The sequence below is a fragment of the Moraxella lacunata genome, assembly GCF_002027545.1.
Classification (GTDB): Bacteria; Pseudomonadota; Gammaproteobacteria; order Pseudomonadales; family Moraxellaceae; genus Moraxella; species Moraxella lacunata.
Genome location: NZ_MXAN01000027.1, coordinates 1 through 21,548, shown reverse-complemented (window position 1 = coordinate 21,548; position 21,548 = coordinate 1). Strand labels below are relative to the sequence as shown.

Annotated in this window: 25 protein-coding genes and 1 pseudogene; 11 read left to right on the top strand and 15 right to left on the bottom strand. The window is 42.1% G+C overall.

Annotated elements, in window-relative coordinates; translation table 11 throughout:
• Positions 1-343: 343 nt before the first annotated feature.
• A pseudogene (locus B5J94_RS04845) lies at positions 344-638 on the bottom strand (hypothetical protein).
• Between B5J94_RS04845 and B5J94_RS14080 the strand changes: the two are divergent.
• Together B5J94_RS14080 and B5J94_RS04840 are read left to right on the top strand one after the other, a co-directional pair.
• Entirely contained in the window at positions 637-780 is a 144-nt protein-coding gene (locus tag B5J94_RS14080; RefSeq protein ID WP_156471060.1) for a hypothetical protein, read from the top strand. The pseudogene B5J94_RS04845 and the gene B5J94_RS14080 overlap by 2 nt on opposite strands.
• 148 nt (positions 781-928) lie before the next feature.
• The gene (locus tag B5J94_RS04840; protein ID WP_062499632.1) at positions 929-3,292 is read left to right on the top strand and encodes a hypothetical protein; all 2,364 of its coding nucleotides are present in this window, start codon (positions 929-931) and stop codon (positions 3,290-3,292) included.
• Positions 3,293-3,346: 54 nt separating this feature from the next.
• On the opposite strand, the gene B5J94_RS04835 is transcribed toward B5J94_RS04840, so the two are convergent.
• Both B5J94_RS04835 and B5J94_RS04830 read right to left on the bottom strand, forming a co-directional pair.
• A complete protein-coding gene (locus B5J94_RS04835; RefSeq protein WP_062499629.1) occupies positions 3,347-4,054 on the bottom strand; it encodes an ABC transporter permease in 708 nt (235 codons plus the stop codon).
• Positions 4,051-4,782 (bottom strand): ABC transporter permease, encoded by a 732-nt coding sequence (locus B5J94_RS04830; RefSeq protein WP_062499639.1) that lies wholly within the window; start codon positions 4,780-4,782, stop codon positions 4,051-4,053. The genes B5J94_RS04835 and B5J94_RS04830 overlap by 4 nt, the downstream gene beginning before the upstream one ends.
• A gap of 360 nt (positions 4,783-5,142) precedes the next feature.
• Between B5J94_RS04830 and B5J94_RS04825 the strand changes: the two genes are divergently transcribed.
• Positions 5,143-7,248, top strand: a complete 2,106-nt coding sequence (locus tag B5J94_RS04825) for a DUF262 and DUF1524 domain-containing protein (RefSeq protein ID WP_062499627.1) — start codon at positions 5,143-5,145, stop codon at positions 7,246-7,248.
• A gap of 88 nt (positions 7,249-7,336) precedes the next feature.
• Here the strand turns inward: B5J94_RS04825 and B5J94_RS04820 are convergent, their stop codons facing one another.
• From B5J94_RS04820 to B5J94_RS14960, 4 genes are all read right to left on the bottom strand, one after another.
• Entirely contained in the window at positions 7,337-8,230 is an 894-nt protein-coding gene (locus tag B5J94_RS04820) for a transporter substrate-binding domain-containing protein (protein WP_079363968.1), read from the bottom strand.
• A gap of 33 nt (positions 8,231-8,263) precedes the next feature.
• Positions 8,264-9,160 (bottom strand): transporter substrate-binding domain-containing protein, encoded by an 897-nt coding sequence (locus tag B5J94_RS04815; protein ID WP_079363967.1) that lies wholly within the window; start codon positions 9,158-9,160, stop codon positions 8,264-8,266.
• 53 nt (positions 9,161-9,213) lie between these two features.
• On the bottom strand, positions 9,214-9,984 hold the full coding sequence (locus tag B5J94_RS04810) for an ABC transporter ATP-binding protein (RefSeq protein WP_062499625.1): 771 nt from the start codon (positions 9,982-9,984) through the stop codon (positions 9,214-9,216).
• Positions 9,985-10,402: 418 nt separating this feature from the next.
• Positions 10,403-10,525 carry a hypothetical protein gene (locus B5J94_RS14960; protein WP_255518625.1) on the bottom strand — a complete coding sequence of 41 codons (123 nt, stop codon included), beginning with the start codon at positions 10,523-10,525 and terminating at the stop codon, positions 10,403-10,405.
• A 232-nt stretch (positions 10,526-10,757) separates the two neighbouring features.
• Here B5J94_RS14960 and ccmC point away from each other — a divergent pair, with 232 nt between their 5' ends.
• From ccmC to B5J94_RS14715, 6 genes are all read left to right on the top strand, one after another.
• Entirely contained in the window at positions 10,758-11,558 is an 801-nt protein-coding gene (gene ccmC / locus B5J94_RS04800) for a heme ABC transporter permease CcmC (RefSeq protein WP_062500661.1), read from the top strand.
• 21 nt (positions 11,559-11,579) lie between these two features.
• Positions 11,580-11,786, top strand: coding sequence for a heme exporter protein CcmD (gene ccmD / locus B5J94_RS04795; protein WP_062500659.1), 207 nt, complete (start codon positions 11,580-11,582; stop codon positions 11,784-11,786).
• A gap of 3 nt (positions 11,787-11,789) precedes the next feature.
• Positions 11,790-12,326: a cytochrome c maturation protein CcmE gene (gene ccmE, locus B5J94_RS04790; RefSeq protein WP_062500657.1), complete on the top strand. Its 537-nt coding sequence runs from the start codon at positions 11,790-11,792 to the stop codon at positions 12,324-12,326.
• A 158-nt stretch (positions 12,327-12,484) separates the two neighbouring features.
• Positions 12,485-12,895, top strand: coding sequence for a hypothetical protein (locus B5J94_RS14725; protein ID WP_062500654.1), 411 nt, complete (start codon positions 12,485-12,487; stop codon positions 12,893-12,895).
• Positions 12,826-14,187: a TonB-dependent receptor gene (locus B5J94_RS14720; RefSeq protein WP_228144526.1), complete on the top strand. Its 1,362-nt coding sequence runs from the start codon at positions 12,826-12,828 to the stop codon at positions 14,185-14,187. Before B5J94_RS14725 ends, B5J94_RS14720 begins: the two co-directional genes overlap by 70 nt.
• 21 nt (positions 14,188-14,208) lie before the next feature.
• Positions 14,209-15,303, top strand: a complete 1,095-nt coding sequence (locus B5J94_RS14715; RefSeq protein WP_228144525.1) for a TonB-dependent receptor domain-containing protein — start codon at positions 14,209-14,211, stop codon at positions 15,301-15,303.
• 36 nt (positions 15,304-15,339) lie between these two features.
• Here the strand turns inward: B5J94_RS14715 and B5J94_RS04780 are convergent, their stop codons facing one another.
• Entirely contained in the window at positions 15,340-15,528 is a 189-nt protein-coding gene (locus B5J94_RS04780) for a hypothetical protein (protein ID WP_062500646.1), read from the bottom strand.
• Positions 15,529-15,585: 57 nt separating this feature from the next.
• On the bottom strand, positions 15,586-16,098 hold the full coding sequence (locus B5J94_RS04775; RefSeq protein ID WP_062500644.1) for a dihydrofolate reductase: 513 nt from the start codon (positions 16,096-16,098) through the stop codon (positions 15,586-15,588).
• Positions 16,099-16,208: 110 nt separating this feature from the next.
• Here B5J94_RS04775 and B5J94_RS04770 point away from each other — a divergent pair, with 110 nt between their 5' ends.
• A complete protein-coding gene (locus B5J94_RS04770; RefSeq protein WP_079363965.1) occupies positions 16,209-16,742 on the top strand; it encodes a DUF4442 domain-containing protein in 534 nt (177 codons plus the stop codon).
• 515 nt (positions 16,743-17,257) lie between these two features.
• Here the strand turns inward: B5J94_RS04770 and B5J94_RS04760 are convergent.
• From B5J94_RS04760 to B5J94_RS04735, 6 genes are all read right to left on the bottom strand, one after another.
• Positions 17,258-18,100, bottom strand: a complete 843-nt coding sequence (locus B5J94_RS04760; RefSeq protein ID WP_062501695.1) for a thymidylate synthase — start codon at positions 18,098-18,100, stop codon at positions 17,258-17,260.
• Positions 18,101-18,265: 165 nt separating this feature from the next.
• Positions 18,266-18,763, bottom strand: a complete 498-nt coding sequence (locus tag B5J94_RS04755) for a hypothetical protein (protein WP_062501371.1) — start codon at positions 18,761-18,763, stop codon at positions 18,266-18,268.
• Positions 18,760-19,263 (bottom strand): hypothetical protein, encoded by a 504-nt coding sequence (locus B5J94_RS04750; RefSeq protein ID WP_062501368.1) that lies wholly within the window; start codon positions 19,261-19,263, stop codon positions 18,760-18,762. The genes B5J94_RS04755 and B5J94_RS04750 overlap by 4 nt, the downstream gene beginning before the upstream one ends.
• A 136-nt stretch (positions 19,264-19,399) precedes the next feature.
• Positions 19,400-20,275, bottom strand: a complete 876-nt coding sequence (gene lgt / locus B5J94_RS04745) for a prolipoprotein diacylglyceryl transferase (protein WP_062501365.1) — start codon at positions 20,273-20,275, stop codon at positions 19,400-19,402.
• Between the two features lie 149 nt (positions 20,276-20,424).
• On the bottom strand, positions 20,425-20,817 hold the full coding sequence (locus B5J94_RS04740) for a hypothetical protein (protein WP_062501363.1): 393 nt from the start codon (positions 20,815-20,817) through the stop codon (positions 20,425-20,427).
• Between the two features lie 45 nt (positions 20,818-20,862).
• Positions 20,863-21,180 (bottom strand): BolA family protein, encoded by a 318-nt coding sequence (locus B5J94_RS04735; RefSeq protein ID WP_062501361.1) that lies wholly within the window; start codon positions 21,178-21,180, stop codon positions 20,863-20,865.
• Positions 21,181-21,305: 125 nt separating this feature from the next.
• On the opposite strand from B5J94_RS04735, the gene B5J94_RS04730 reads away from it, so the two are divergent.
• Complete coding sequence (locus B5J94_RS04730) at positions 21,306-21,485, top strand: oxidoreductase-like domain-containing protein (protein ID WP_062501360.1); 180 nt, start codon at positions 21,306-21,308, stop codon at positions 21,483-21,485.
• Positions 21,486-21,548: the final 63 nt, after the last annotated feature.

Here is a 21,548-nt window from a genome sequence, read left to right as displayed (position 1 = left end):
TTATTTTTTAAATAAAACTATCTCATGCTTTATTCTCAGTGTTTTTAAAATACCCATAACAACCCCATCAAACCCATCGTAAAATTAGACCCGCACCTAATCATTTTTTTTTAAAAATTTTTATATTTTCATTCTCATAACTATTGTCATCGCTCTGTAACTACTCTATAATAGACTTCTTTCCAAACCCTGATTTTTGTAGATTTTTAAAAACTTCAACCCCAATACTTACAAGGGTTTATTTTTAGTTTGGAAAGAGATTTAATGCATCAAATGAAATCACATACACTCTACAAAATGAAAAAGTACCACGGTTTTTGTTTGTGGTGAGCTAAGAACCCGCTCACAATCTTTTCAACAACGCAATAAAAGCTAAATTCACAAACTGTAAGCTTGTATTTAAGTATCGCTCGAAGTTTTTCCAAAGCCTTCTATTTTGACCCATTTTTTTAAGACATTATCAAGAATGCTTTTACCATTGTCATCAAGTTCACGCCATTTTTGATGGTAGCAATGAACGGTTCGCCATTGTATAGGTCTATTGTCCTAGGCTTGGTCTTTTTTCTGGCACTTTGTAGCAATGGACGTATGTGTTTAAATTGTTCTTGTGTGATGTCACCTAGATAGGCTTTTCTCATGGTGAATGATTTGGTTGGTGGTTTGGTTTATTGGGGCGTATTTTTTGATTGTGAATGGGTTCTAAGCCTAAGCTATGACTATGCAGGCAGTGAGCACACAGACAGCAGTCAAGTGAAACTTGGGCTTGTGAGTCGGTTTTAGGTATTGCCGTCATGATGTATGTCATGGCGGTATCGCTTGGTTATGCAATTTACAACCAAAAACCTTGTTAATCTTATATTAACAAGGTTTTAAAATCATGATATGCCCTTATAAAATGAATCTTGACACCAATTAATTTGACATACCGATGAACAGTACAAACGCACAAGTCGCCACTTTGTTGGAACGCTTGCACCAACCCCCCAAAAATAACGCATTTTATGAGCTGATAAAGACCATTAACTTTGATTATGGTGAAAATAGCATTGAGCAGATGGCTTATTTTTTGGATGAATTGGCAAAAAAATATGATTTGGATGCACTATTTACCAAAAAAACCTTTCGCCCACTTTGCTTGACATTTGCCGCATATTTGGGGGAATATTTGGCAAGATACACCCACGAGCCGATTCTTTGGCTTACTTATGATGAAGCACAGCAAGCCATTCGGGATAAAAATCAGTCTCATGGCACGGATTTTGCCTTGAAGAAGGTCTTTGAAAATTCTTTGATTGCCCAAATCGGAGAGCATATCTTTTGTCAGCCACTGCTTGCCATCAAAGATCATTTGACGCATCAAAATCGTTTGGATGTTTTTGTCAAATCGATGACGGGGGTGATTTTTAAAAGCCAAGAGGTCAGTATTTACTTAGAACCGAACCGAGTGGCTTATTTATATTTGGCAAAACTAAAAAACCAAAAACTCATCGATGATACATTTGCTTTTTTTGATGACATTAAGCACATCGATTTTGATTATTCTTTTGAAAGCATTGTTCGCTTGGATGGTGCTTTATCAACCATCAAAAAAACCCATCAACTAAATCAAGCAGTCTATCAACAATACGCAGAAAATCACGGATTTGAGAAATTGCTGTATCTGCTTAATTTCTACGTTGGTGCAACCTTTGCCAAACTTTTTAAAAGCACTTTGTCGTGGCTCAACTACCAGCAACTCACCGAGCAGTCGCCATCAAAACTACCAAAGCGTATCGAATATCAATTTATTGCCAATTTTAATGACGACCATCATGCCATCATGATGACGATTAATACGATGTTGTTTGACTTGGATTCGGATTGCCCCAACAGTCTTGTGGCGTTTTATGAGCTGATAAAACCAACATCACAGGTTGTGATTACCGAGCAAAGACAAAATAGCCATCATGAACTCATTCAAAAACTGCCAAAACCTTGGCAGTCTGCCTTTAAGGTGGCGGGTGCCATGCTGGCGAAGGGGTTGGTGAGTATTTATGAGAGTAAGCCTGTGGTGCCGTCCTGCTTTAAATACGAACTTCAATCCAAGCAAAGCAAGTTTGTAGATATCGATGATGATAATCCTTTGATAAAGCTAAATGAGTTGTTGCAAAATAACCCTGACAACTCGCCATGTATGGTCGGTGCTTGTGACGTGCTGGTATCGACAGACATGGGTAAGACGGATGCCTTGATGATTCATATCAAGTTGTATCATAAGCCTGTACTGGATTTGAAGTTGGTTATGCCTTATCGGACAAGGCGACATATTGGTGGTTTTTGCTTTTTTCCCATCAGTTTTTATGAGTTTGACTTACTAGAGGTGCTAAAAACTCAACCACATTTGGTGACCACCATCGCACTTTTGATTTATGAATCCTTAGAATTTGAATTAAATCAAAACATGGCTCATTTGTATGCATCTGGCTTTGTCAATGAAAACAATTTCTTTGCCAACATACAAGAGGAGCAGTCGTTGGTTGTGTTGGCGGATAAAGTAGAGTTGTCGTTATTGCCTTTATACACCCCTGAGGAGATGGCAAAAAGGGAAGAAGAAAAGAGCTACATTGGTGCCTTTGATGTCATCAACAGATTGGCACCAAACCAAAGAGAATATCTGCAAGTCATCGCCCCAGATTGGCTGTTAAAGGACGTGCTTGGCAGTCAGCTTGCACACATGCCAACCTTGTATCGACGAGGTAGGATAGTGTGGGCATCCTTGATATGGGCGAATCATCAGATTTTTAGCCAAGGAGAAGAAAGTTGTGCCGGAGAGGTGATTTTTGACCCTAGGGGGCGGACATCGCTTGATGAGTTGCGTGCTTATGGCGAGATGTTATATGCTCTAAAAGGTTCCACGCCCAAAGAGCCTGACCAGTTGGTTTATGCCCGTCATCTGACACAGGAGAATTCTCGGGTGTTTGGCATGCCTTATCCAAAAAGCTTGGATAATGTTGAGCTGTCGGTGAGTAGCGTATGGTTTTATAGACGACATCTACCAAATGGCATGTTGTCGGACACAGTATTTCCCATCATTATCAGTGAAGATACAAAGGGGCGGGTCATGGTGTTGCCATCAAGACTGTGGGAGGGCAAATTTTATCAGGCGTGGCTACAACGTGCCAAAAATAAGTTTGGGGAGGCTCATGATTTACTGCCCCAAATCGAAGAGCAGGAGCGGTATAGCTCGTACATACTAGGTCAGGGCAGAGAGGCACATATTTTTCCAAAATACCATGAAATTTTTGATGAATGATTTGATGGATAAAAGAATGAGATGACAAAACGGCAAACCAAGTTGCCGTTTTTGTTATTTTTGGATGGGATTGTAGCGTTTATGCTTATTAAATGAGTGGTCAAACAAGCGAAACAGTGCCAATATTATCCATGAAATCATAAGATAAATAATACCTGCGGCAAAATAAATCTCTAAGGTCAGGTACGTCTTGGCAATGATGACTTTGGAGGCGTACATCAAGTCCATGACCGTGATGGTGCTTGCCAGTGCCGAGCCTTTGAGCATAAAAATCACTTCGTTGCTGTATGCGGGTATCATAATCCCAAAGGCACGGGGCAGGGTAATGCGGGTAAATTTCTGTACAGGCGACATGCCCAAAGCGTCCGCTGCTTCTAGCTCGCCACGGGGAACTGCCTGTATCGCCCCACGCACAATCTCAGCGACATAAGCGGCGGTGTTTAGCGTAAAGGCGATGATGGCACACCAGTAAGCTTGACTAAGCACAGGCTTCCACAGTACGCTCTCTTGAATGGCTTTAAACTGCCCGAGGCCATAATAAATCAGAAAAATCTGCACCAGTAGGGGCGTGCCACGAAAAAAGAAAATATATAAAAAAGGAAAAACCTGCACCAAAGGGTTTTTGGAGAGTCTAAGCAGTGCCAAAACCACCCCAAAAATCAGCCCGATGATACTGGATAATGCCACAAGCTCCAAGGTGGTAATGGATGCTTTTAGAAGTTCGGGAAAATGCGTGATAATCGCTTGCCAGTTCCAACTCATGCGTTTGCCCCCGTATGTTTTTGTCTAAGCAATTTCTGGGCGTAACGTTTGGCAGGATTGGCTCGCCATTCGCCAAAGCTGATACAGGCAGTAACGACCGCTGTTAGGCACAGATAAACGAGAGCTGCCACAAGATAAAAGGTAAAAGGCTCTTGGGTGGACTGAGCGGCACGAGATGAATAATAAATCAAATCTTTAAGTCCGATGAGCGAGACAAGGGCGGTGTCTTTTAATAGCACTAAAAACAAATTACCCAAACCAGGTAAGGCAACGACCCACATCTGTGGTAGGATAATGCGAAAAAAGGTCTGAGCAGGTCGCATGCCCAGCGACTGAGCGGCTTCCCACTGTCCTTTGGGAATCTCTTGGATTGCCATGCGAAACACTTCGGTAGCATACGCCCCAAACATGACCGATAGGGCAGCCACACCCGGCCAAAAACTGCCAATATCAATACGTCCGCCATACCCAAAGACTTCTTTGGCAAAAAACGACACGATGATGTCACCGCCAAAATAGATGGCGAACACCACAAGTAGTTCGGGAATGCCACGCACCACCGTTGTGTAGATGTTGGCAAGGCTTTTAAACAGCCAGATATTAGAGAGCTTGGCAGTTGCCCCCAATAGCCCGAAAATCAAGCCGAAAATCAGGCTCGTTACGCCCAATTTGACGGTCAAAATCGTGCCTTGCCAAAGTAAATCGGTGTATCCGTGGAGTTCTAACATGGTGTGGCGGTCTTTGTGGTTATTGTGTTGATGGCTGCTCAATAAAAATAGACAAGGCTTGCTTGTCTATTTTGGCTGTATTGCTTTGTTAAGGGGTAACCTTATCAAAGGGGTAAAATAGAACAAAACGCTTATTCTATCAAAAATCGTAACAATATACAAAGACTTTATTTTTGTGTTTAGAGTAAATGGCAAAATCATTTGATACCACCAAGTGGTTTGATGGTGTTCATTATTAAATAAATTTAATAAATTCAAGAAGTTATTCATGTGGCATGATTACTATTTTTTGCTTACGATGCTTGCTGTTGTAAAAGAACTATGTTATGATGAAAATTATTTTTTAATTTGGAGGTGTTAATGAAAGCGACAGAAACATTGCTATTAAACTTTTTTAAAAACTCCACTCAGTTTGTTATACCAATTTATCAACGTCATTATTCGTGGACAGAGATTCAATGTCAGCAACTATGGGATGATATTATGCATGTTGGGACAGATAAAAAGATCGGCGGTCATTTTGTGGGTTCGGTTGTTTATGTGCATCAAGGTATTTATCAAGTTAGTAATAAAAATCAGTGCCTGGTAATTGATGGACAGCAACGTTTAACAACATGTACATTACTATTAACGGCATTGGCAAATCATCTAAAAGAAAATAATTTGGGCGAAATTTCTAATGGGTGTTCTTATAAGAAGATAAGAAGTTACTATCTACTTAATGACTTGGAGGAGGGGGAGTGTTATTACAAATTACTATTGTCGCAAGCTGATAAAGATACTTTAATGGCAATATTGGATGATGCACCTTTATCTAATAATGCCAGTCATCGCATTCAAGAAAATTATGAATTTTTTAAAAAACAGATAAATCAATTTAAAGATTTATCAGTAATTTGGCAGGGTTTAAATAAGTTGTTAATTGTTGATGTATCTCTTGACCGTACACAAGATAATCCCCAACTGATTTTTGAGAGCATGAATTCCACGGGATTGGCACTGAGCCAAGCAGATTTAATCCGTAATTACATACTAATGGGATTGTCACAAGACGAACAAGAAAGACTTTATAAAAACTATTGGCGAAAAATGGAATTATTATTTGGTCAAAAGGCATACAGTCAGCATTTCGATGGATTTATGCGTCATTATCTCACTGCTAAAAAATCTTTAATTCCCAACATTAACAAGGTCTATGAGGAGTTTAAAAAATTTGCCAAACAAGATTTTGCTAGTGATATGCATGAGCTTATCAAGGATGTTTATGAGCATGCAACTTATTATGCCAATATTGCTTTAAACAAAGAAAGTGATGATGTTTTAAAAAGATCATTTTTAGATTTAAAGGAATTAAAGGTGGATGTTGCGCTTCCATTTTTATTAAATGTTTATCATGATTATCATAAAAATATCATTACCAAAGATGATGTGCATCAAATAATACAGTTGATAGAGAGCTATGTATTTCGCCGTGCAGTCTGCGACGTTAGGACAAACTCATTAAATAAAACATTTGCTACGCTATACAAATCCTTTAAAAAGGATAATTATTTAAAAAACTTGCAAATATATCTAATGAGCCTAAAATCATATAGACGTTTTCCAGATGATAAAGAGTTTAAATCTTGTTTAATGGAACGTGATATGTATAATTTATCTCGTTGTAATTATTTATTAAGAAAATTGGAAAATTATGGTAAAAAAGAAAAATCAGATACCGCCAATTATAGTATCGAGCATGTTTTACCACAAAATGAAAATCTATCTATATATTGGCAAATGGTATTGGGTGATAATTGGCAGGAGATTCAAAAAATTCATTTACATCGTTTGGGAAATCTAACGTTGACAGGTTATAATAGTGAATATAGCGATTGTGATTATGAATACAAAAGAAATGGTGTGCTAAATGCTCAGGGTGAAAAAATAGGTTTGGCTTATAGTCCATTGAGTCTAAATCAGTATTTTAAGGAATGTGAATCTTGGAATGAGATAGCCATAAATAAAAGGTCAGAGATATTAGCAAGTAAAGCCACGAAGGTATGGCAACTTCCAGAAATAGATTTATCAAAATTACAAAGTGTTATTCAAAGTGATAAATCAAGTCTTGATAGCCAAGAGTATGCTCATATTATTAATGGAAGTATGAATGCGTTGTTTTTGGTATTGCAAAAAGAGATATTAAATATTGATGAATGTGTATATGAGGAGTACCTTAAAAAGTATATTGCTTATAAAGCCGAAAGAAACTTTTTGGCTATTATTCCACAGGAAAAATCATTGGTGTTGGTGCTAAATATGCCATTTCATAAAATCATTGATCCAGAACAGCTTTGCCAAGATATAACAAATAAAGGTAACTGGAGTAATGGCGATATTCGGATAAGTATTAGCGAGCTACAAAGTGTCCCTTATGCGGTAAATCTCATTCGTCAATCTTTTGATTGGCAGATGACTGAGAAGTAAAAACAAAATTATAAAGCAACATTGTATGATGTTGCTTTTTGTCATAAAACAAAAACGCACAGGGCTTACCCTATGCGTTGTGTGTTGATTATTTCTTGGTAGGCTCGGCTGTCTTGCTTGTGTTTGCGTCCGCAGGCTCGCTCGCAGGGGCAGGTGTGTCAGCAGGAGTAGGGGTATCAGCAGGGGCAGGAGTATTGGCAGACCCTGTGGTGGCAAAGTATTTTGCTACCAGCTCATCATATTTACCACTGGCTTTTAGGCTTGCCAAAGCGGTGTTAAACTCGCCTTTTAGGGCATCATCTTTACGCACGGCAATACCTACTTTGTCATTGATGTCAATCGGCTCGCCCTTAATCTCAAAGTTCGCCCCTGCTTCGGTTTTTAGCCAATCAGACGCTGGCACGAAGTCGGCAAGCATATAATCAATACGCCCTGCACTTAGGTCAAGGTGTACGTTGTCCTGCTTATCATAAGCCTTAACAGTGGCGTTGGGCTGATGTTTGGCAAGATATTCGCCCGAGACGGTGGCTTGCTGTACGCCTACGGTTTTGCCTGCTAGGTCATTAATGGTGATGTTATCGCCTTTTTTGCCGACTAGGATAAGCGTGTTATCAAAGTAGGCATCAGAGAAATCCACCACTTCTAGGCGTTCTGGCGTGATAGACATACCTGCCATGATGGCGTCCGATTTGTTCGCTTGTAGGCTTGGGATTAGGCTATCCCAGTCCTGTGCCACGATGTCGCAGTCGGCTTTCATCTCGGTGCATAGAGCATTGGCAAGGTCAATCTCAAAGCCGACCAGATTACCTGTATTGTCCAGATAGCTAAATGGCTTAAAGCTCGACTCGGTGGCAATCAGCACTTTTTTGCTGTCATTGGTGCCAGTAGTGGCGGTGTCTGCGGTGGTATTGGCAGGTTTGTCGCCCCCACAGGCAGTTAGGGCAAGGGCGGTTAAGGCGATGGCTAAGTATTTAATTTTCATGATAAAACCTTTTGGTTGGTGGGTGGTTTTAAATTATTCGCTTTTTGCAGGCTCGGCAGTAGCAGGTTCTTGGGCTTGGGTAGTGTCAGCAGGTTCGGCAACTACTGGCTCGGCAGTATCGCTTGGCGTGGGCGTGGCAGTATCACCAAAGTGCTGTTTTTCTAGCTCGGCAAGGGTGCCATTGGCTTTTAGGGTGGCGAGTGCTTTATCAAAGTCGGCTTTTAGGGTGTCGCCTTTACGCACGGCAATGCCTAGGTTGTCGTTGTTGTCAATCTCATCGCCGACCAGTCCAAAGCCGTCATTGCCTTGTTTTAGCCAGTCCATTGCCGAGACTTTCTCTGCCATGACCGCATGATTTCGTCCTGCTTTTAGGTCAAGATAAGAGTTGGTGTAGGTGTCATAAAGCTGAACACGGTTGCCGTCTTTGCCGTCATATCGCTCGGTAATGTAGTCTGCCCCTGTGGTAGAACGCTGACTGCCTAGCACCAGATTTTTGATGTTATTGGGGTCAAATGAGCCGTCCGTTTTGGAGAGCCACACGATAGTATTGCTAAAATACGGCTCAGAGAAATCCACCTGTGCTTGGCGTTCGGGCGTGATGGACATGCCGGCGATGACCGCATCGTATTTGTTGGTCAAAAGACCAGGCAATAAGCCGTCCCAATCCTGTGCCACGATGTCACAGTTTGCCTGAATCTCGGCACAAACAGCATTGATGACGTCCACGTCAAAGCCGACGATTTTACCATCGGCAGTCATGTTATTAAAGGGTGGGTAGTTGGCTTCGGTGGCGATGACCAGACTTTTGCCTTCGCCTGCTTGTGGGGCGGTGGTGTCTGCCTTTGGCGCATCGGCAGGTTTGTCGCCCCCGCAGGCAACTAGGGTGCCGGCTGTGAGCAGGCTTAGAGAGAATTTGGTCAACGTGTTCATAACAATCCTTATGTTTGGGGTGGTAAAAGTTGGTAAAAGGGTTGGGACTAAGTTTACTGATGAGACGCCATAAACTCTTTGACACGCTCGGATTTGGGGTTTTCAAATACTTCGGTTGGTGTACCCATCTCTTCGATTCGCCCTTGATGTAAAAAGACGACTTTGGTTGAGACTTCTTTGGCAAATCGCATTTCGTGGGTTACGATAAGCATGGTACGCCCTTCACTGGCAAGCTCACGCATGACCGCCAGTACTTCGTTCACCAGTTCTGGGTCTAGGGCGGACGTGGGTTCATCAAACAGCAAAACTTTGGGTTTCATGGCAAGCGAACGGGCGATTGCCACACGCTGACGCTGACCGCCTGATAGGTTGTCAGGGTAGGCGTCTTTTTTGTCCAGTAGCCCCACTTTGGCAAGTAGGCGTTCGCCTTCGGCAATGGCGTCTGCCTTAGTTACGCCCAGCACATGAATGGGGGCTTCGGTGATATTCTCCAAAATGGTCTTGTGCGGCCATAGGTTAAACGACTGAAACACAAAGCCAATCTCGGAGCGAAGTTTTTCAAGTTGTTTGGGGTTTTTGGCGACCAATTCGCCTTTTTTGGGGGTCAGTTGTAGCTCTTCATTACCCACAAAAATCTTGCCAGCACTGGGCTTTTCTAATAAATTGATACAGCGAAGTAGGGTAGATTTGCCCGAGCCTGATGACCCTAAGATACTGATGACATCGCCGTCATAAGCGGTCAAAGAGACGCCTTTTAAGACTTCAAGCGAGCCATAATTTTTGTGAATGTCTTGTAAATCAAGGGCAATGGGGCGGTCAGTCATGAATTTCTCGGTTATTTTTAAAATCAAAAGTTAATCGTATATTTTGAACAAATCTGATAAAAAAGGCAAATCATTTTTACCAAAATCGGCAAAATTTTTTAATTTTTTCATCAATTTGTCAAAATTGTCAAAATTATTGGGGCAAAAAAGGGCAAAATAAGAAAAATTTGTTTTAAAAATAGACTTCCTGCAAACCCCCAGATTAAAGAAAACCGTTCGTGGTGAGCTATGCCTGCCCATAACGGTTTTCCGCTACCCTTCGACAAGCTCAGGGTGAACGGAAAACTAGTTTTGCAGGAAGTTTAATGAGCGAATTTGACAGATTTTTTACCAAGTCGGTCATTTTTGGTGATTTATCAATTAGGGCGTGTTGAACATTGATAACATTTTTATAAAATAAGATGAAAATTTGACAATTTCAATCAATTTTTGCATGAAAAATGGCTAAATCTTGTTTTTCTGCGTCAAAAACTTGTCTGATAGAATAACTATCAACCTGCGTTTTTTCCTTGAAAAACGGGCGATTTTTCTCATTTTTCATTGCAAATACCAAAGTTCAACACGCCCTACTGACAATCGCCAAAAATATGCTATAATTAGCCATTTATTGTCCTACTCTCAATTTTAATACAAGTGATTGATTTACCAAGGGCAAATTGCAATTTGCCCCTACAACCCAAAATAATTACCCAATAATCAATAATTTATCATTTTAAGTTGAGATTGAAACACTTATTACCATTTTACTGCCATTGACATTGTTACGGTGAGCCATGCCAAACGCCCAAAAAGCCAATTCTCCAACCGCCAAAAATGCAGGATTTTTTAATCGTCTGTGGCAGGGTTTTTTGACAACCGTTGGCACAGAGCGATTTTTTAAGATTTTCTCGCCATGGGTCAAGTGGCTTGCCCTGATTGCCTTTGTGCTGATGAGCATTGGCACGGTGTGGGGACTCATGTTCGCTCCGCCTGATTATTTGCAGGGTAATAGTTATCGCATCATTTTTATCCATGTGCCAACCGCCAGCCTTGCCATGAGCATTTATTTTGCCATGAGCGTGCTAGGGGTTATTTTTTTGGTGTGGAAAATCAAAACCGCCAACATTGTCGCCCAAGCGATCGCCCCGATTGGCTTTATCTGCTGTGTGCTAAGTCTCTTGACAGGCTCGATTTGGGCGAAACCGACATGGGGGACGTACTGGGTGTGGGACGCACGTTTGACCAGCATGCTGATTTTGGCATTTTTGTATGCAGGGGTCATGGCACTGTTTAGTGCTTTTGAACATAGCCAAAATCGGGGCAAGGCAGCGGCGATTTTGTCCATTGTTGGGGCGGTCAATCTGCCGATTATCAAATACTCGGTAGAGTGGTGGAATACACTACATCAAGGGGCGACGTTTACCGTAACCAACGCCCCAAAAATGTCCGCCAGTATGTGGGTGCCACTGCTTATCATGATGTTAGGTATGTATTTTATGGTGGCAGGTCTTGCCATTTATCGCACCAATTCCTTGATTTTACAACGTGAACACAACAAAGCATGGGTAGCCAACTACCTAAATGCCAAAAAATAGCTAGCTCAAAAGGGGCAAGCAATGATACCGTATTTTCAAAATTTAGCAGATTTTATCCACATGAATGGTCATGGGGCTTATGTGTGGACGTGTTATGCCTTAGTGTTTGGGGCGATAGCACTTATGATTTGGTATGCCAAAAGCGAACGCACCAAGACCATTGCCAAGCTGTCCACACAGACCAAAAAACTCACCAACAAACAACGCCAAGCACTGGCAAAGGGTTAAGTTATGAATAACGCACGCCAAAAAAAGCTCATGTGGGTCATCGCCATGCTGGTGGGTGTGGCGGTGGCGGTCGGACTGATTTTGTACGCCATTCGTCAGCAGACTGATTATTATTTTGACCCCACGGCTATTACTGCCGGCAAAGCCCCTGAAAATAAGCGTATCCGTGCAGGGGGTATGGTGGTGGCAGGCTCGGTTAAACGAGACCCGAACGACCCGTTAAATATCCAGTTTGAAGTAACTGATTATAAGGCGGTTGTGCCTGTTACTTATCGTGGGGTATTGCCTGATTTGTTTGCCGAAAATTCAGGGGTGGTGGCAACAGGCGAGCTACAAGGTGGGACGTTTGTTGCCAGTGAAGTGCTTGCCAAGCATGATGAAAACTATATGCCCCCCGAAGTCGCCAAATCGCTAAAAGCCGAACACGCCGAGCGGGGAACGGACGTCAATAACGGGCAGTTTGTCCCTGCCACAAGCATGGCGGAGATTGACCAAAGACAAGCCGAGCAAGCCCAAAATGAGAGCAATGCACCGCAGTAGCGTGTAAAAGCCATTTTATTTTAAGAGTAAAAAGAGTGTCTATCATGGCACTCTTTTTTGTTAAATGATGATTATTTTGTCATGTTATAATATTTCAATTTATCATAGTTATGTTATAATGTTTCTATTTTAATCGTGATGTAAACAGGAGTAAGATTGTGTTAAAACAATCCAGTCATCATTTAACTAATCATCATTTAACCAATCATCAGACACCCAAACGCCCAAGCAGAACCCTCTTATGCCTTGCGGTGGCGGTTGCCCTTAGTACTCAGCTCGCTTATGCCGATGAATCGCAGGGCGATGAGCCAACGGTGGTGCTTGCCGAAGAGACCATTTATATTGACCGTCCGTCTATCGGCACGCAGATGACGGTGGGGCGTGATAAGCTCAAACACCGCTCGGCAACGCTGGGTAATGCCCTAGCAGGCGAGCTAGGTATTCACTCTAACCCCTTTGTGGTGGGGCGAGTAAGCCTATCATTCGTGGACAGGACGGGGTGCGAGTCAAGATTTTACAAAACGGCACGGACGTCATTGATATGTCTGCCTTGTCGCCTGACCATGTAGTTGCCGCCGATACGTTACTGGCAAGCCGTGTGGAGCTGGTGCGTGGGGCAGGCACGCTCCTGTATGGCACAGCGTCGCAGGCAGGCGTGGTGAATGTCGTTGACGAGCGGATTCCTAGCCGTATGCCACAGGGTAACATCAAGGACAACATCGAAGGCGAGACGTTGTTACGCTACAACACAGGCAGTAACGAGAGAGTTGCCACTGCCAGTCTTAATATGGGCGTGGGGCAAAACGTGGCGGTGCGAGTTGAAGGGCTGACCCGCCGTGCTGATGATTATGATGTCCCAGAATTTCAGTCTGATGTCATGCTAGACTACCTGCCTGACAGCCATAACAAATCGACCGTTGGCACGGTGGGCGTGTCTTATATCGGCGATAAAGGGCATATTGGGGTGTCATACAGTCGCCGTCAGGATAAATATGGCATACCAGGGCATAACCATCATTATGACAGTTGCACCGCCCACTTTATCAGTGCCATTGACAACCCCGAGCGGGCGGTGGCAGGGCGTTATTATTTGAATGCTTATCCGCATCTTATGGATGATGAAGATATTGTGGATACACCGCACTTTGACGGTTGTAAAGTGGCGGACAATGGCGAAGAGCATGGACATAGCCATGACAATCCTTTTGGCTTTGACCATAACCACAACCATTCAGGCCCATGGGTGGACATGAAAACTGACCGCTATGATTTGCGTGGTGAGCTAAATAACCCTGTGCGTGACATGGATAAAGTGCGACTATCGCTGACTTATGCTGATTATTTTCATGATGAAAAAGACCCTGGCAACCCTACTCGCACCACAGGCATTGATGAGTTTTTATCGCCTGTTATGGACTATGGACACCCATCAGCGATTTTTACCAATAAAGGTTTTAACTCACGCTTAGAAGGTTATCATTCGCCCGTCTCGTTATTTGGCGGTACATTAAAGGGCATGGCAGGCGTGCAATACCAAACCCAAAAGGCAAGTGCCACCATTCCTTATCTACCTAGTTATGGCGACACATCAAAGGCAGACCCACGTTATTTGCTTGTACCACACACCAATAAGAATTTTAGCGTATTCGCCTTAGAGAGTTTTAATAAAGGCAATCTCACCTTAGAAGGGGCGGTGCGGTATGAACGTCAAAAAACACCAGTCGAGTACGACCACGAACTGTTGGCGGATAAGCTAGAACGCTACAAACAAGGAGCGGACATTGTCGCACGTACGCCACGCCACCCTGACTTGTCGCCCTACGCCCAAAGTGCGGTATCCTATGCAGGTACGGCAAGCTAGGAGTTCGCCCCCAATTACCATTTGTCTGCGACTTACTCACACAATGAACGCTTGCCCGCCCCCATGGAGCTGTATTTTAGTGGTAAACATTTGGCGACCAACTCATTTGAGTACGGCAACAAAGACCTAACCAAAGAAAAGTCAGACAACTACGAGCCGGCTCTTAGCCACACAGGCGATAAGTTTAGCTATAAGGGCAGTGCTTATTATAGTGATTTTGACAATTATATTTTTAATGAAAACATCGCCAAAGCGGGCAATCTATATATCCGCCGTTATAACCAAACCACTGCTAAATTCTATGGACTAGAAGGCGAGATGACTTTTCATGCTAGCCCTGACCATGACATCACGCTGTTTGGCGACATGGTGCGTGGTAAGATTGGTAGTCTAGCCCCTGTTAAAGGCAAACTCATGCCATCGGGCAGTCAGTATGTCTATGTGGACGGTGCTGATGAGATGAGAGTGGACGAATATGGCGAGATTGTGGGTAAATTTGATTGGCGTGGCAGACCCAATCCCGACTATGAAGACGCCGAAAGTTGTACCAGTCGCTCGCCCCAAGAGTGGCTTGATGAGTATGGATTTAGCGACTGCGTGATGACAGTCAATGTCTATAAAAACGGCACAACCACCCCCAGCGAAGAAGATTATGACTGGCTAGAACGCCCTGCAACCAACGCCCCACGGGTGCCACCCATGCGATTGGGCGTGCGTTGGCAGGGCTATTTTGGCGATAAATGGTCTGCCAATGCCGAATACAGCCACATCTTTGAGCAGAACAAAGTCTCATCATCTACCATTGCCATCAAGCCTGCCTATCGTGATGATAATGGCGAGCTGATATTGGGCGATAATGACCGCCCGATGTATTATTACCACCCTGAAAACCCACTCACCATGCAAGCACGCACCATTACCGAGAATGTTACTAAGGGCTACAATCTACTTAATCTCGGCTTGGACTATCATAACCACTGGGGCAACCTAGACTACACCCTATCTTTGCGAGCCAATAACGTGCTTGATGAGAAAGTGTATATCCATAACTCATTTTTGCCCTTTGTGCCACAAATGGGGCGTAATTTTAGCCTAAGTGCTACCGTTAAGTTTTAACATAACAAAAATCCCCACGATTGGGGATTTTTAGTATTATTCAAATGTCTGCTGACCAAACTTAGCCTGCTCACTGTCTTTTTGTTCATCAACGGTTGGATAGCGAGTGCTAGGCTCTTGGGAAAATGAGCTTTGTTTGTTCATCGCTCTGTCGGCAGTGGCGGTCATGGCGTTACAACCGGTTAGGGCAACTGCTAATAGGGCGAGCAGGCTAAGATGTTTCATAAAAATACCTTGTCAAAATAAAAAATTGTCAATCATTACCCCAAATTCATGCAAGAATCATACCGATTTTTCATACCGCACGAACGTAAAGCCAATCCCACTTTTTTCGTCAATTTGGGGTTCTGACTGCCATACCTGTTTAAAATCGTCCGTAACGGTAGGATAATGCGTGTCGCCTTGTACGTCCAAATCCACTTCCGTGATTTCCAAAATGTCCGCCATATCTAGGCTTTGTCGGTAAATCTCGCCCCCGCCAATGATAAAAATCCTATCTTTGCCAAGTCGCACCGCATCAGCTTTGGCGTTATTGATAGCGATTGACAAATCATGAGCGACCGCCACACCGTCCGCCGTCCATGCCGTATCTCGTGTAATGACATGGTGCGTGCGATTGGGTAGGGGGCGACCGAGCGACTGGAACGTTTTTCGTCCCATGACAATCACGCCCCCTGTGGTGATTTCCTTAAAATGCTTTAAATCAGCAGGGATATGCCAAGCCAAGTCATTATCCTTGCCGATACAGTTTTGGCGGTCTTTGGCAACCACGTGGACGATTTGGGTATTTTTCATGGTGTTTACTCGCTAAATTTAGGGTATTTTATGCGATTTTGGCGATTTTTCAAAGTGTTATTTGATGTTGAAAGTGCTATAATGCCAATCTGCTTATTTAGGATTTTATCATGTTTCACAAACTCACCAAAACCGCTCGCCAGTTTGCCAAAAGTCATTTTAATCTCAATAACCCCACCGCTACCAAAACTTTTTTAAATCTGTATTCGCCTTATGTTGGTGCAGGGGTCAAGGTTTTGGAAGTGAATTATGACGAAGGCTTTATCAAAGTCTCTATGCCCCTAACTTGGCGAAATAAAAACATTGTCGGTACGCAATTTGGTGGCAGTCTTTATAGTATGACCGACCCATTTTTTATGACGCTTTTAATGCAAAAATTAGGCTTGGAATATGTGGTGTGGGACAAATCGGCATATATTGATTTTATAAAAGCGGGGACTTCTGATGTATTTGCAACTTTTAAGATTGATGATAGTGAAATAGAAACGGTAAAAGAACTCGCCAAAGACGGTAAAGCGGTATTTAGAGAATATGAAGTGGATATTATAGATAATAATGGCGAAGTGATTGCCAAAGTTAAAAAGACTTTATACATTCGCCTAAGAGCATTTAGTAAATCGGCAGGGTTTAAAAGTCGGTTTTAAAAACCAAAAACAACGCACTTAATATCAAAAATAACGCTTGCCCAATTAAAAATATTAACAAAAAATAATTTTGGCAATACATAATAGAAGTTTTGACAATAGAATAAAATGTTGAACTTTCAAGCCATTGAAATGGCAAAAATACCAAATAGCAATATGCTATCACCAAAATTCCATAACCGATTTTGTTTTTTGCCAAAATTAAAACAGGTAAATAAAATAGTGTTAATAGACTTCTTTCCAAACCCTGATTTTTGTAGATTTTTAAAAACTTCAACCCCAATACTTACAAGGGTTTATTTTTAGTTTGGAAAGAGATTTAATATAGCAAACAAAATAAATATCACATTATCATCATTACCAGAACTTTGGATTTCGTTAATTTGAGAATACCATTGGAATTACCAATACATAAATTATCAGCATTGACAAAAAATAAGGGAATAATAGAACAAAATAGAAAAATCATCGCAATTTTTCTGATAATTGTCATCATATTCCCTATTTAAAAAATATCATACCGCAACAGGAGCGGTTATTCTCTCGTGCGATTGATAATTCACAATCTTAATATCATCAAAGTTAAAGTCAAATAAATCTTTGACATCGGGATTTAATTGTAATTGACAAAGTGGCAATGGCTTACGGGTCAGTTGTAATTTGGTCTGTTCAAAATGGTTGTGATACAAATGCGTATCGCCCCCCGTCCACACAAAATCGCCCACACCCAGACCACATACCTGAGCAACCATGTGGGTTAATAGGGCATAGCTTGCAATATTAAAAGGCACACCCAAAAACACGTCCGCACTACGCTGATAAAGCTGACATGACAGTTTGCCATTTGCCACATAAAACTGAAACAGCGTATGGCAAGGCGGTAGAGCGACCTGATTTGCCTCATGCGGATTCCACCCTGAGACGATAAGACGGCGAGAGTCGGGATTGGTTTTGATTTCGTTTACAAGCCAACTAAGCTGGTCAAAGCCATCTGCTTGATATGAGCCATCGGTATTTTTGGTTGCTCCAAAGTTACGCCATTGATGACCGTATATCGCCCCCAAATCACCCTCCTGTCTGCCAAATCGTGCCGTCTGTTCAGCACTTGCCCATTCGTCCCAAATGGTTACGCCATTATCTTGTAAATATTTGACGTGAGTATCACCCTTAATAAACCACAAAAGTTCATAAATGATGGATTTCATGTGTACTTTTTTTGTGGTGAGTAGTGGAAAGCCATCTGTCAAATCAAACCGCATTTGATAGCCAAACACCGAGCGAGTGCCTGTGCCTGTGCGATCGGATTTGTCCGTGCCGTGGTTTAGGATGTGAGATAACAGTGCTAGGTATTGTTTCATGGGTTTTTCTCTTTTAGAGCGTGTTAAATGTCGGTATTTGTAATGAAAAATAGGGGAAATCGCACGTTTTTCAAGGATTTTGACGATGAAAAACAAGATTTAGTCATTTTTCATGCAAAAATGATTTAAAACATTAAGTTTTTGCCTTATTTTATAAAAATGTTATCAACGTTTAACACGCTCTAACAACTGTTCAAAAAATGCCAATGTGGTTTTGGTATCAAAATAATGCTCATTTAGGCGAATATAAGTGGCATTCATTTTGGCAAATTGTTGCCAATCACCTTTTTCATCTTGATAAATAAACGCTAATGTATATATCAATTTGCCTGAATCATGATGTTTTACTTCATGGAAGTGTAGTTTGCATGCTTCATAGGATAAATATCTGGGTTTGATAAGTCCATGCTCTACAAAAGCGATTTTGTCAGGATATAATATCAGTCTTGGTTTTTGATATAAAAATGCCATGACACCAAACAGGATAAATATGACAATGCCAAATATTATATCAAACATATTTTTGCCGATAAAACCAGTGATTGCAAAAAATAAAGAAATCAGTAGAAAAAATACAGCAAAAATAAGACCAATACGCCCAAAATAAACATAAACCCCAATCGGAAATTCAAAAGTTTTGCCGTCAAAGGTAAATGTATTCATGTAATATCTCTTAATTTAAACCTATTAAAAAATGCTAAGGTTTTTTGTTTGTCAAAATGATATTTTTGATTGCCAAAAGATATATTTTTTGGGTTAAGATAAATAAGCAGTTTTTCCTTATCTTTATCATTTTTATCAAGGGTATAAAAATACAATAAAGACTGCTTGCCGTTTTGGTTTGTTATTGTCTGTTCCAAAAAATGCAAGTCCTGCCAAGCGATATGCCGTGGCATGGGTCTTATTATGACCACCTTGTCGGTGTGTAATATCATGGCAGGCTTTTTTGCGGATAATAATACCGACGTTATCAATAGTGCAAATACGGCATATATCGCCAATGTCCATGCGTTTTGGGTAATTATGGCAAACCCCACCGCCACACCAAAGCCGATAAGGTTTATGAGTATGGCGGTTAGTAATAGGGCTTTTTCCGAATGGGGCGTGGTATAGACAGCAATCGGAAATTCAAAATTTTTACCGTCAAAGGTAAATGTACTCATGTAATATTTCCCAATTTAATCCTATTAAAAAATACTAAGGTTTTTTGTTTGTCAAAATGATATTTTTGATTGCCAAAATACGTATTTTTTTAAATTAGGATAGGTAGGGGCAATTTATTCGACTAATATTTTTGCATTAGGATTTTTGCCAATCATAAATCTGTCTTTTCTGGGCAAGAGCCATTAACACCACCCCTGCGATAATCATCGGTAGGCTGTATAATTGCCCCTTACTCATCCACCCAAAAATCAACTCATAGCCCACATCAGGCTGACGGAAAAACTCGGTAATAAAACGGCTACATCCATAGCCTAGCAAGAATAAGGCAGACACGGCATAACGTGGACGTGGCTTGGCACTAAACCACCATAAGAGGATAAATAACAGTACGCCCTCTGTAAAGGCTTGATAAAGCTGGCTTGGGTGGCGGGGCAGTAGGTAGTATTCGCCCATTTGCACGGCAATCTCATGTAAACTCGGGTCAGCATTGATAAGTTCATGGTCAGCGTGAACCGCTTGGGGAAAATACATCAGATGTCCATAATCCCCCTGTGACACTCGCCCCCACAGCTCGCCATTGATGAAGTTGCCAAGCCGTCCAAAAAGTAGCCCAAGCGGTACACAAGGAGCGACAAAGTCGAGTACGGTGAAGGCGTGTTTTTTATATTTACGCCCAAAAAACCACATCGCCACTAGCACGCCCATAAAGCCACCATGAAAGCTCATGCCCCCTTCCCAGACTTTAAATAGGTAGGCGGGATTGGCTAAAAACTCGCCAAAATTGTACAAAATCACATAGCCAATGCGACCCCCCAAAATCACGCCCATCGCCCCAAAAAATATCAAATCTGAGACCATCTCGCCCGTAAAGTCGCCCCGCTTTTTACCCCAAAAAGTCGCAAGCAAATAGGCGGATAAAAAAGCAAGCAGGTACATGAGTCCATACCAATGTACTTGCAAAAAGCCCAAATCAAGGGCGACAGGGTCAAATTGTGGGTGTGTGAGTGCCATAAAAAATCATCAGCTAAAAATTGGCTTATGATAGCAAATTTTTTGTGATTTTAAAATCAAATTAAATTGAAGTCTCATTTAAAAGTAGGTTAAAAAACAAAAGGCAAATACACAACGTATTTGCCCAATAAATGGGGTTTTAATCCCAATCATTCGCCATAAATCTTGACATTTTGAGCAAAAGCACAGCCTTTTTGACGGGCGGCGACAATCATCGCATCATGCTCGCCATAGAGTTTGGCTAGGGTGTTGGTTTTGGCTTGTCTTGCCCCACTGCCAAGCCCTGCCCCCACACTGATGGTTGGGTAGATACCGCCACGACCGCCAGCAAGACCAATGCCGATACCTGTGGCGGACAGTCCGATGTTTTGATTTTCGGTGGCTTTGGCGGTTTGGCTAATGCGTGCCACTTCGCTTTGTAAGACGGTGCAATCATAGCCTTGATAATTGGCAGGATTGACGTACTGGGGGGCGATGTTGGTGGTGGCACAGCCTGTGAGAGCGACAGCGACAACCGCCAGTAAGAGAAGTGTTTTTTTCATAAAGATACCTATATAAAAAAGGGTGTGTAAAGTATAAAGGTTGGGTTATTTATTTTGTCCGGCACAGTTGGGGCTGTTTGGGGCGGATGATAGGCTCGCCCATTCATCAGGCGTGTAGGCGTGAATGGCAAGGGCATGTACCGTACCGCCTTGTGTGGTCAGACAGGGATTGACCAAACCATAGACAAGCTGATGACGAGACGCCAGACGTTTGCCAACAAATTCATCACTGACGATGATGAGTTTAAAATGACTCTCTTTACCGTCAAAGTACCCTGCGTGCATATGACTTTCGTTATCTAAGGTTATGTGCGTGGGGTGTAGGGCGGTTAGGGCATGGGTTAGGGCGGTTTGGGTGTTCATGATGTGGCTTTTATTTGTTTAAAAAGTTTAAAAAGGCTTAAATAGGGGGTATAATACCATTTATCAAAATAATTATCAAAAATCATTTATCCAAAAACCATTTATTCAAAACCATAGAGACCCTTATGAGCGACCATTCATCAGCATCTAAAATCCCAAACGACATTCCACCCCCACCCGAACCGCCCGAAGATTATGAATGCTGTGATAATGGCTGTGATGAGCTGTGTGTATTTGAAATTTATAAATTGCAAAAAGCGGATTATGATGCCAAATGGGGTCATGTGATTGATAAAAATGAATGATTGGGGGTTTATGAGATTATCCAAAGATGATTAAAATTTCATCAGACCTCTTTCCAAACTACC

Excerpts from the sequence above, each read along its gene's own strand:
- B5J94_RS14080 (WP_156471060.1), top strand. The coding sequence starts at position 637 with ATGGTGAATGATTTGGTTGGTGGTTTGGTTTATTGGGGCGTATTTTTT.
- B5J94_RS04840 (WP_062499632.1), top strand. The coding sequence starts at position 929 with ATGAACAGTACAAACGCACAAGTCGCCACTTTGTTGGAACGCTTGCAC.
- B5J94_RS04835 (WP_062499629.1), bottom strand. The coding sequence starts at position 4,054 with ATGAGTTGGAACTGGCAAGCGATTATCACGCATTTTCCCGAACTTCTA.
- B5J94_RS04830 (WP_062499639.1), bottom strand. The coding sequence starts at position 4,782 with ATGTTAGAACTCCACGGATACACCGATTTACTTTGGCAAGGCACGATT.
- B5J94_RS04825 (WP_062499627.1), top strand. The coding sequence starts at position 5,143 with ATGAAAGCGACAGAAACATTGCTATTAAACTTTTTTAAAAACTCCACT.
- B5J94_RS04820 (WP_079363968.1), bottom strand. The coding sequence starts at position 8,230 with ATGAAAATTAAATACTTAGCCATCGCCTTAACCGCCCTTGCCCTAACT.
- B5J94_RS04815 (WP_079363967.1), bottom strand. The coding sequence starts at position 9,160 with ATGAACACGTTGACCAAATTCTCTCTAAGCCTGCTCACAGCCGGCACC.
- B5J94_RS04810 (WP_062499625.1), bottom strand. The coding sequence starts at position 9,984 with ATGACTGACCGCCCCATTGCCCTTGATTTACAAGACATTCACAAAAAT.
- B5J94_RS14960 (WP_255518625.1), bottom strand. The coding sequence starts at position 10,525 with ATGAAAAATGAGAAAAATCGCCCGTTTTTCAAGGAAAAAACGCAGGTT.
- ccmC (WP_062500661.1), top strand. The coding sequence starts at position 10,758 with ATGCCAAACGCCCAAAAAGCCAATTCTCCAACCGCCAAAAATGCAGGA.
- ccmD (WP_062500659.1), top strand. The coding sequence starts at position 11,580 with ATGATACCGTATTTTCAAAATTTAGCAGATTTTATCCACATGAATGGT.
- ccmE (WP_062500657.1), top strand. The coding sequence starts at position 11,790 with ATGAATAACGCACGCCAAAAAAAGCTCATGTGGGTCATCGCCATGCTG.
- B5J94_RS04780 (WP_062500646.1), bottom strand. The coding sequence starts at position 15,528 with ATGAAACATCTTAGCCTGCTCGCCCTATTAGCAGTTGCCCTAACCGGT.
- B5J94_RS04775 (WP_062500644.1), bottom strand. The coding sequence starts at position 16,098 with ATGAAAAATACCCAAATCGTCCACGTGGTTGCCAAAGACCGCCAAAAC.
- B5J94_RS04770 (WP_079363965.1), top strand. The coding sequence starts at position 16,209 with ATGTTTCACAAACTCACCAAAACCGCTCGCCAGTTTGCCAAAAGTCAT.
- B5J94_RS04760 (WP_062501695.1), bottom strand. The coding sequence starts at position 18,100 with ATGAAACAATACCTAGCACTGTTATCTCACATCCTAAACCACGGCACG.
- B5J94_RS04755 (WP_062501371.1), bottom strand. The coding sequence starts at position 18,763 with ATGAATACATTTACCTTTGACGGCAAAACTTTTGAATTTCCGATTGGG.
- B5J94_RS04750 (WP_062501368.1), bottom strand. The coding sequence starts at position 19,263 with ATGAGTACATTTACCTTTGACGGTAAAAATTTTGAATTTCCGATTGCT.
- lgt (WP_062501365.1), bottom strand. The coding sequence starts at position 20,275 with ATGGCACTCACACACCCACAATTTGACCCTGTCGCCCTTGATTTGGGC.
- B5J94_RS04740 (WP_062501363.1), bottom strand. The coding sequence starts at position 20,817 with ATGAAAAAAACACTTCTCTTACTGGCGGTTGTCGCTGTCGCTCTCACA.
- B5J94_RS04735 (WP_062501361.1), bottom strand. The coding sequence starts at position 21,180 with ATGAACACCCAAACCGCCCTAACCCATGCCCTAACCGCCCTACACCCC.
- B5J94_RS04730 (WP_062501360.1), top strand. The coding sequence starts at position 21,306 with ATGAGCGACCATTCATCAGCATCTAAAATCCCAAACGACATTCCACCC.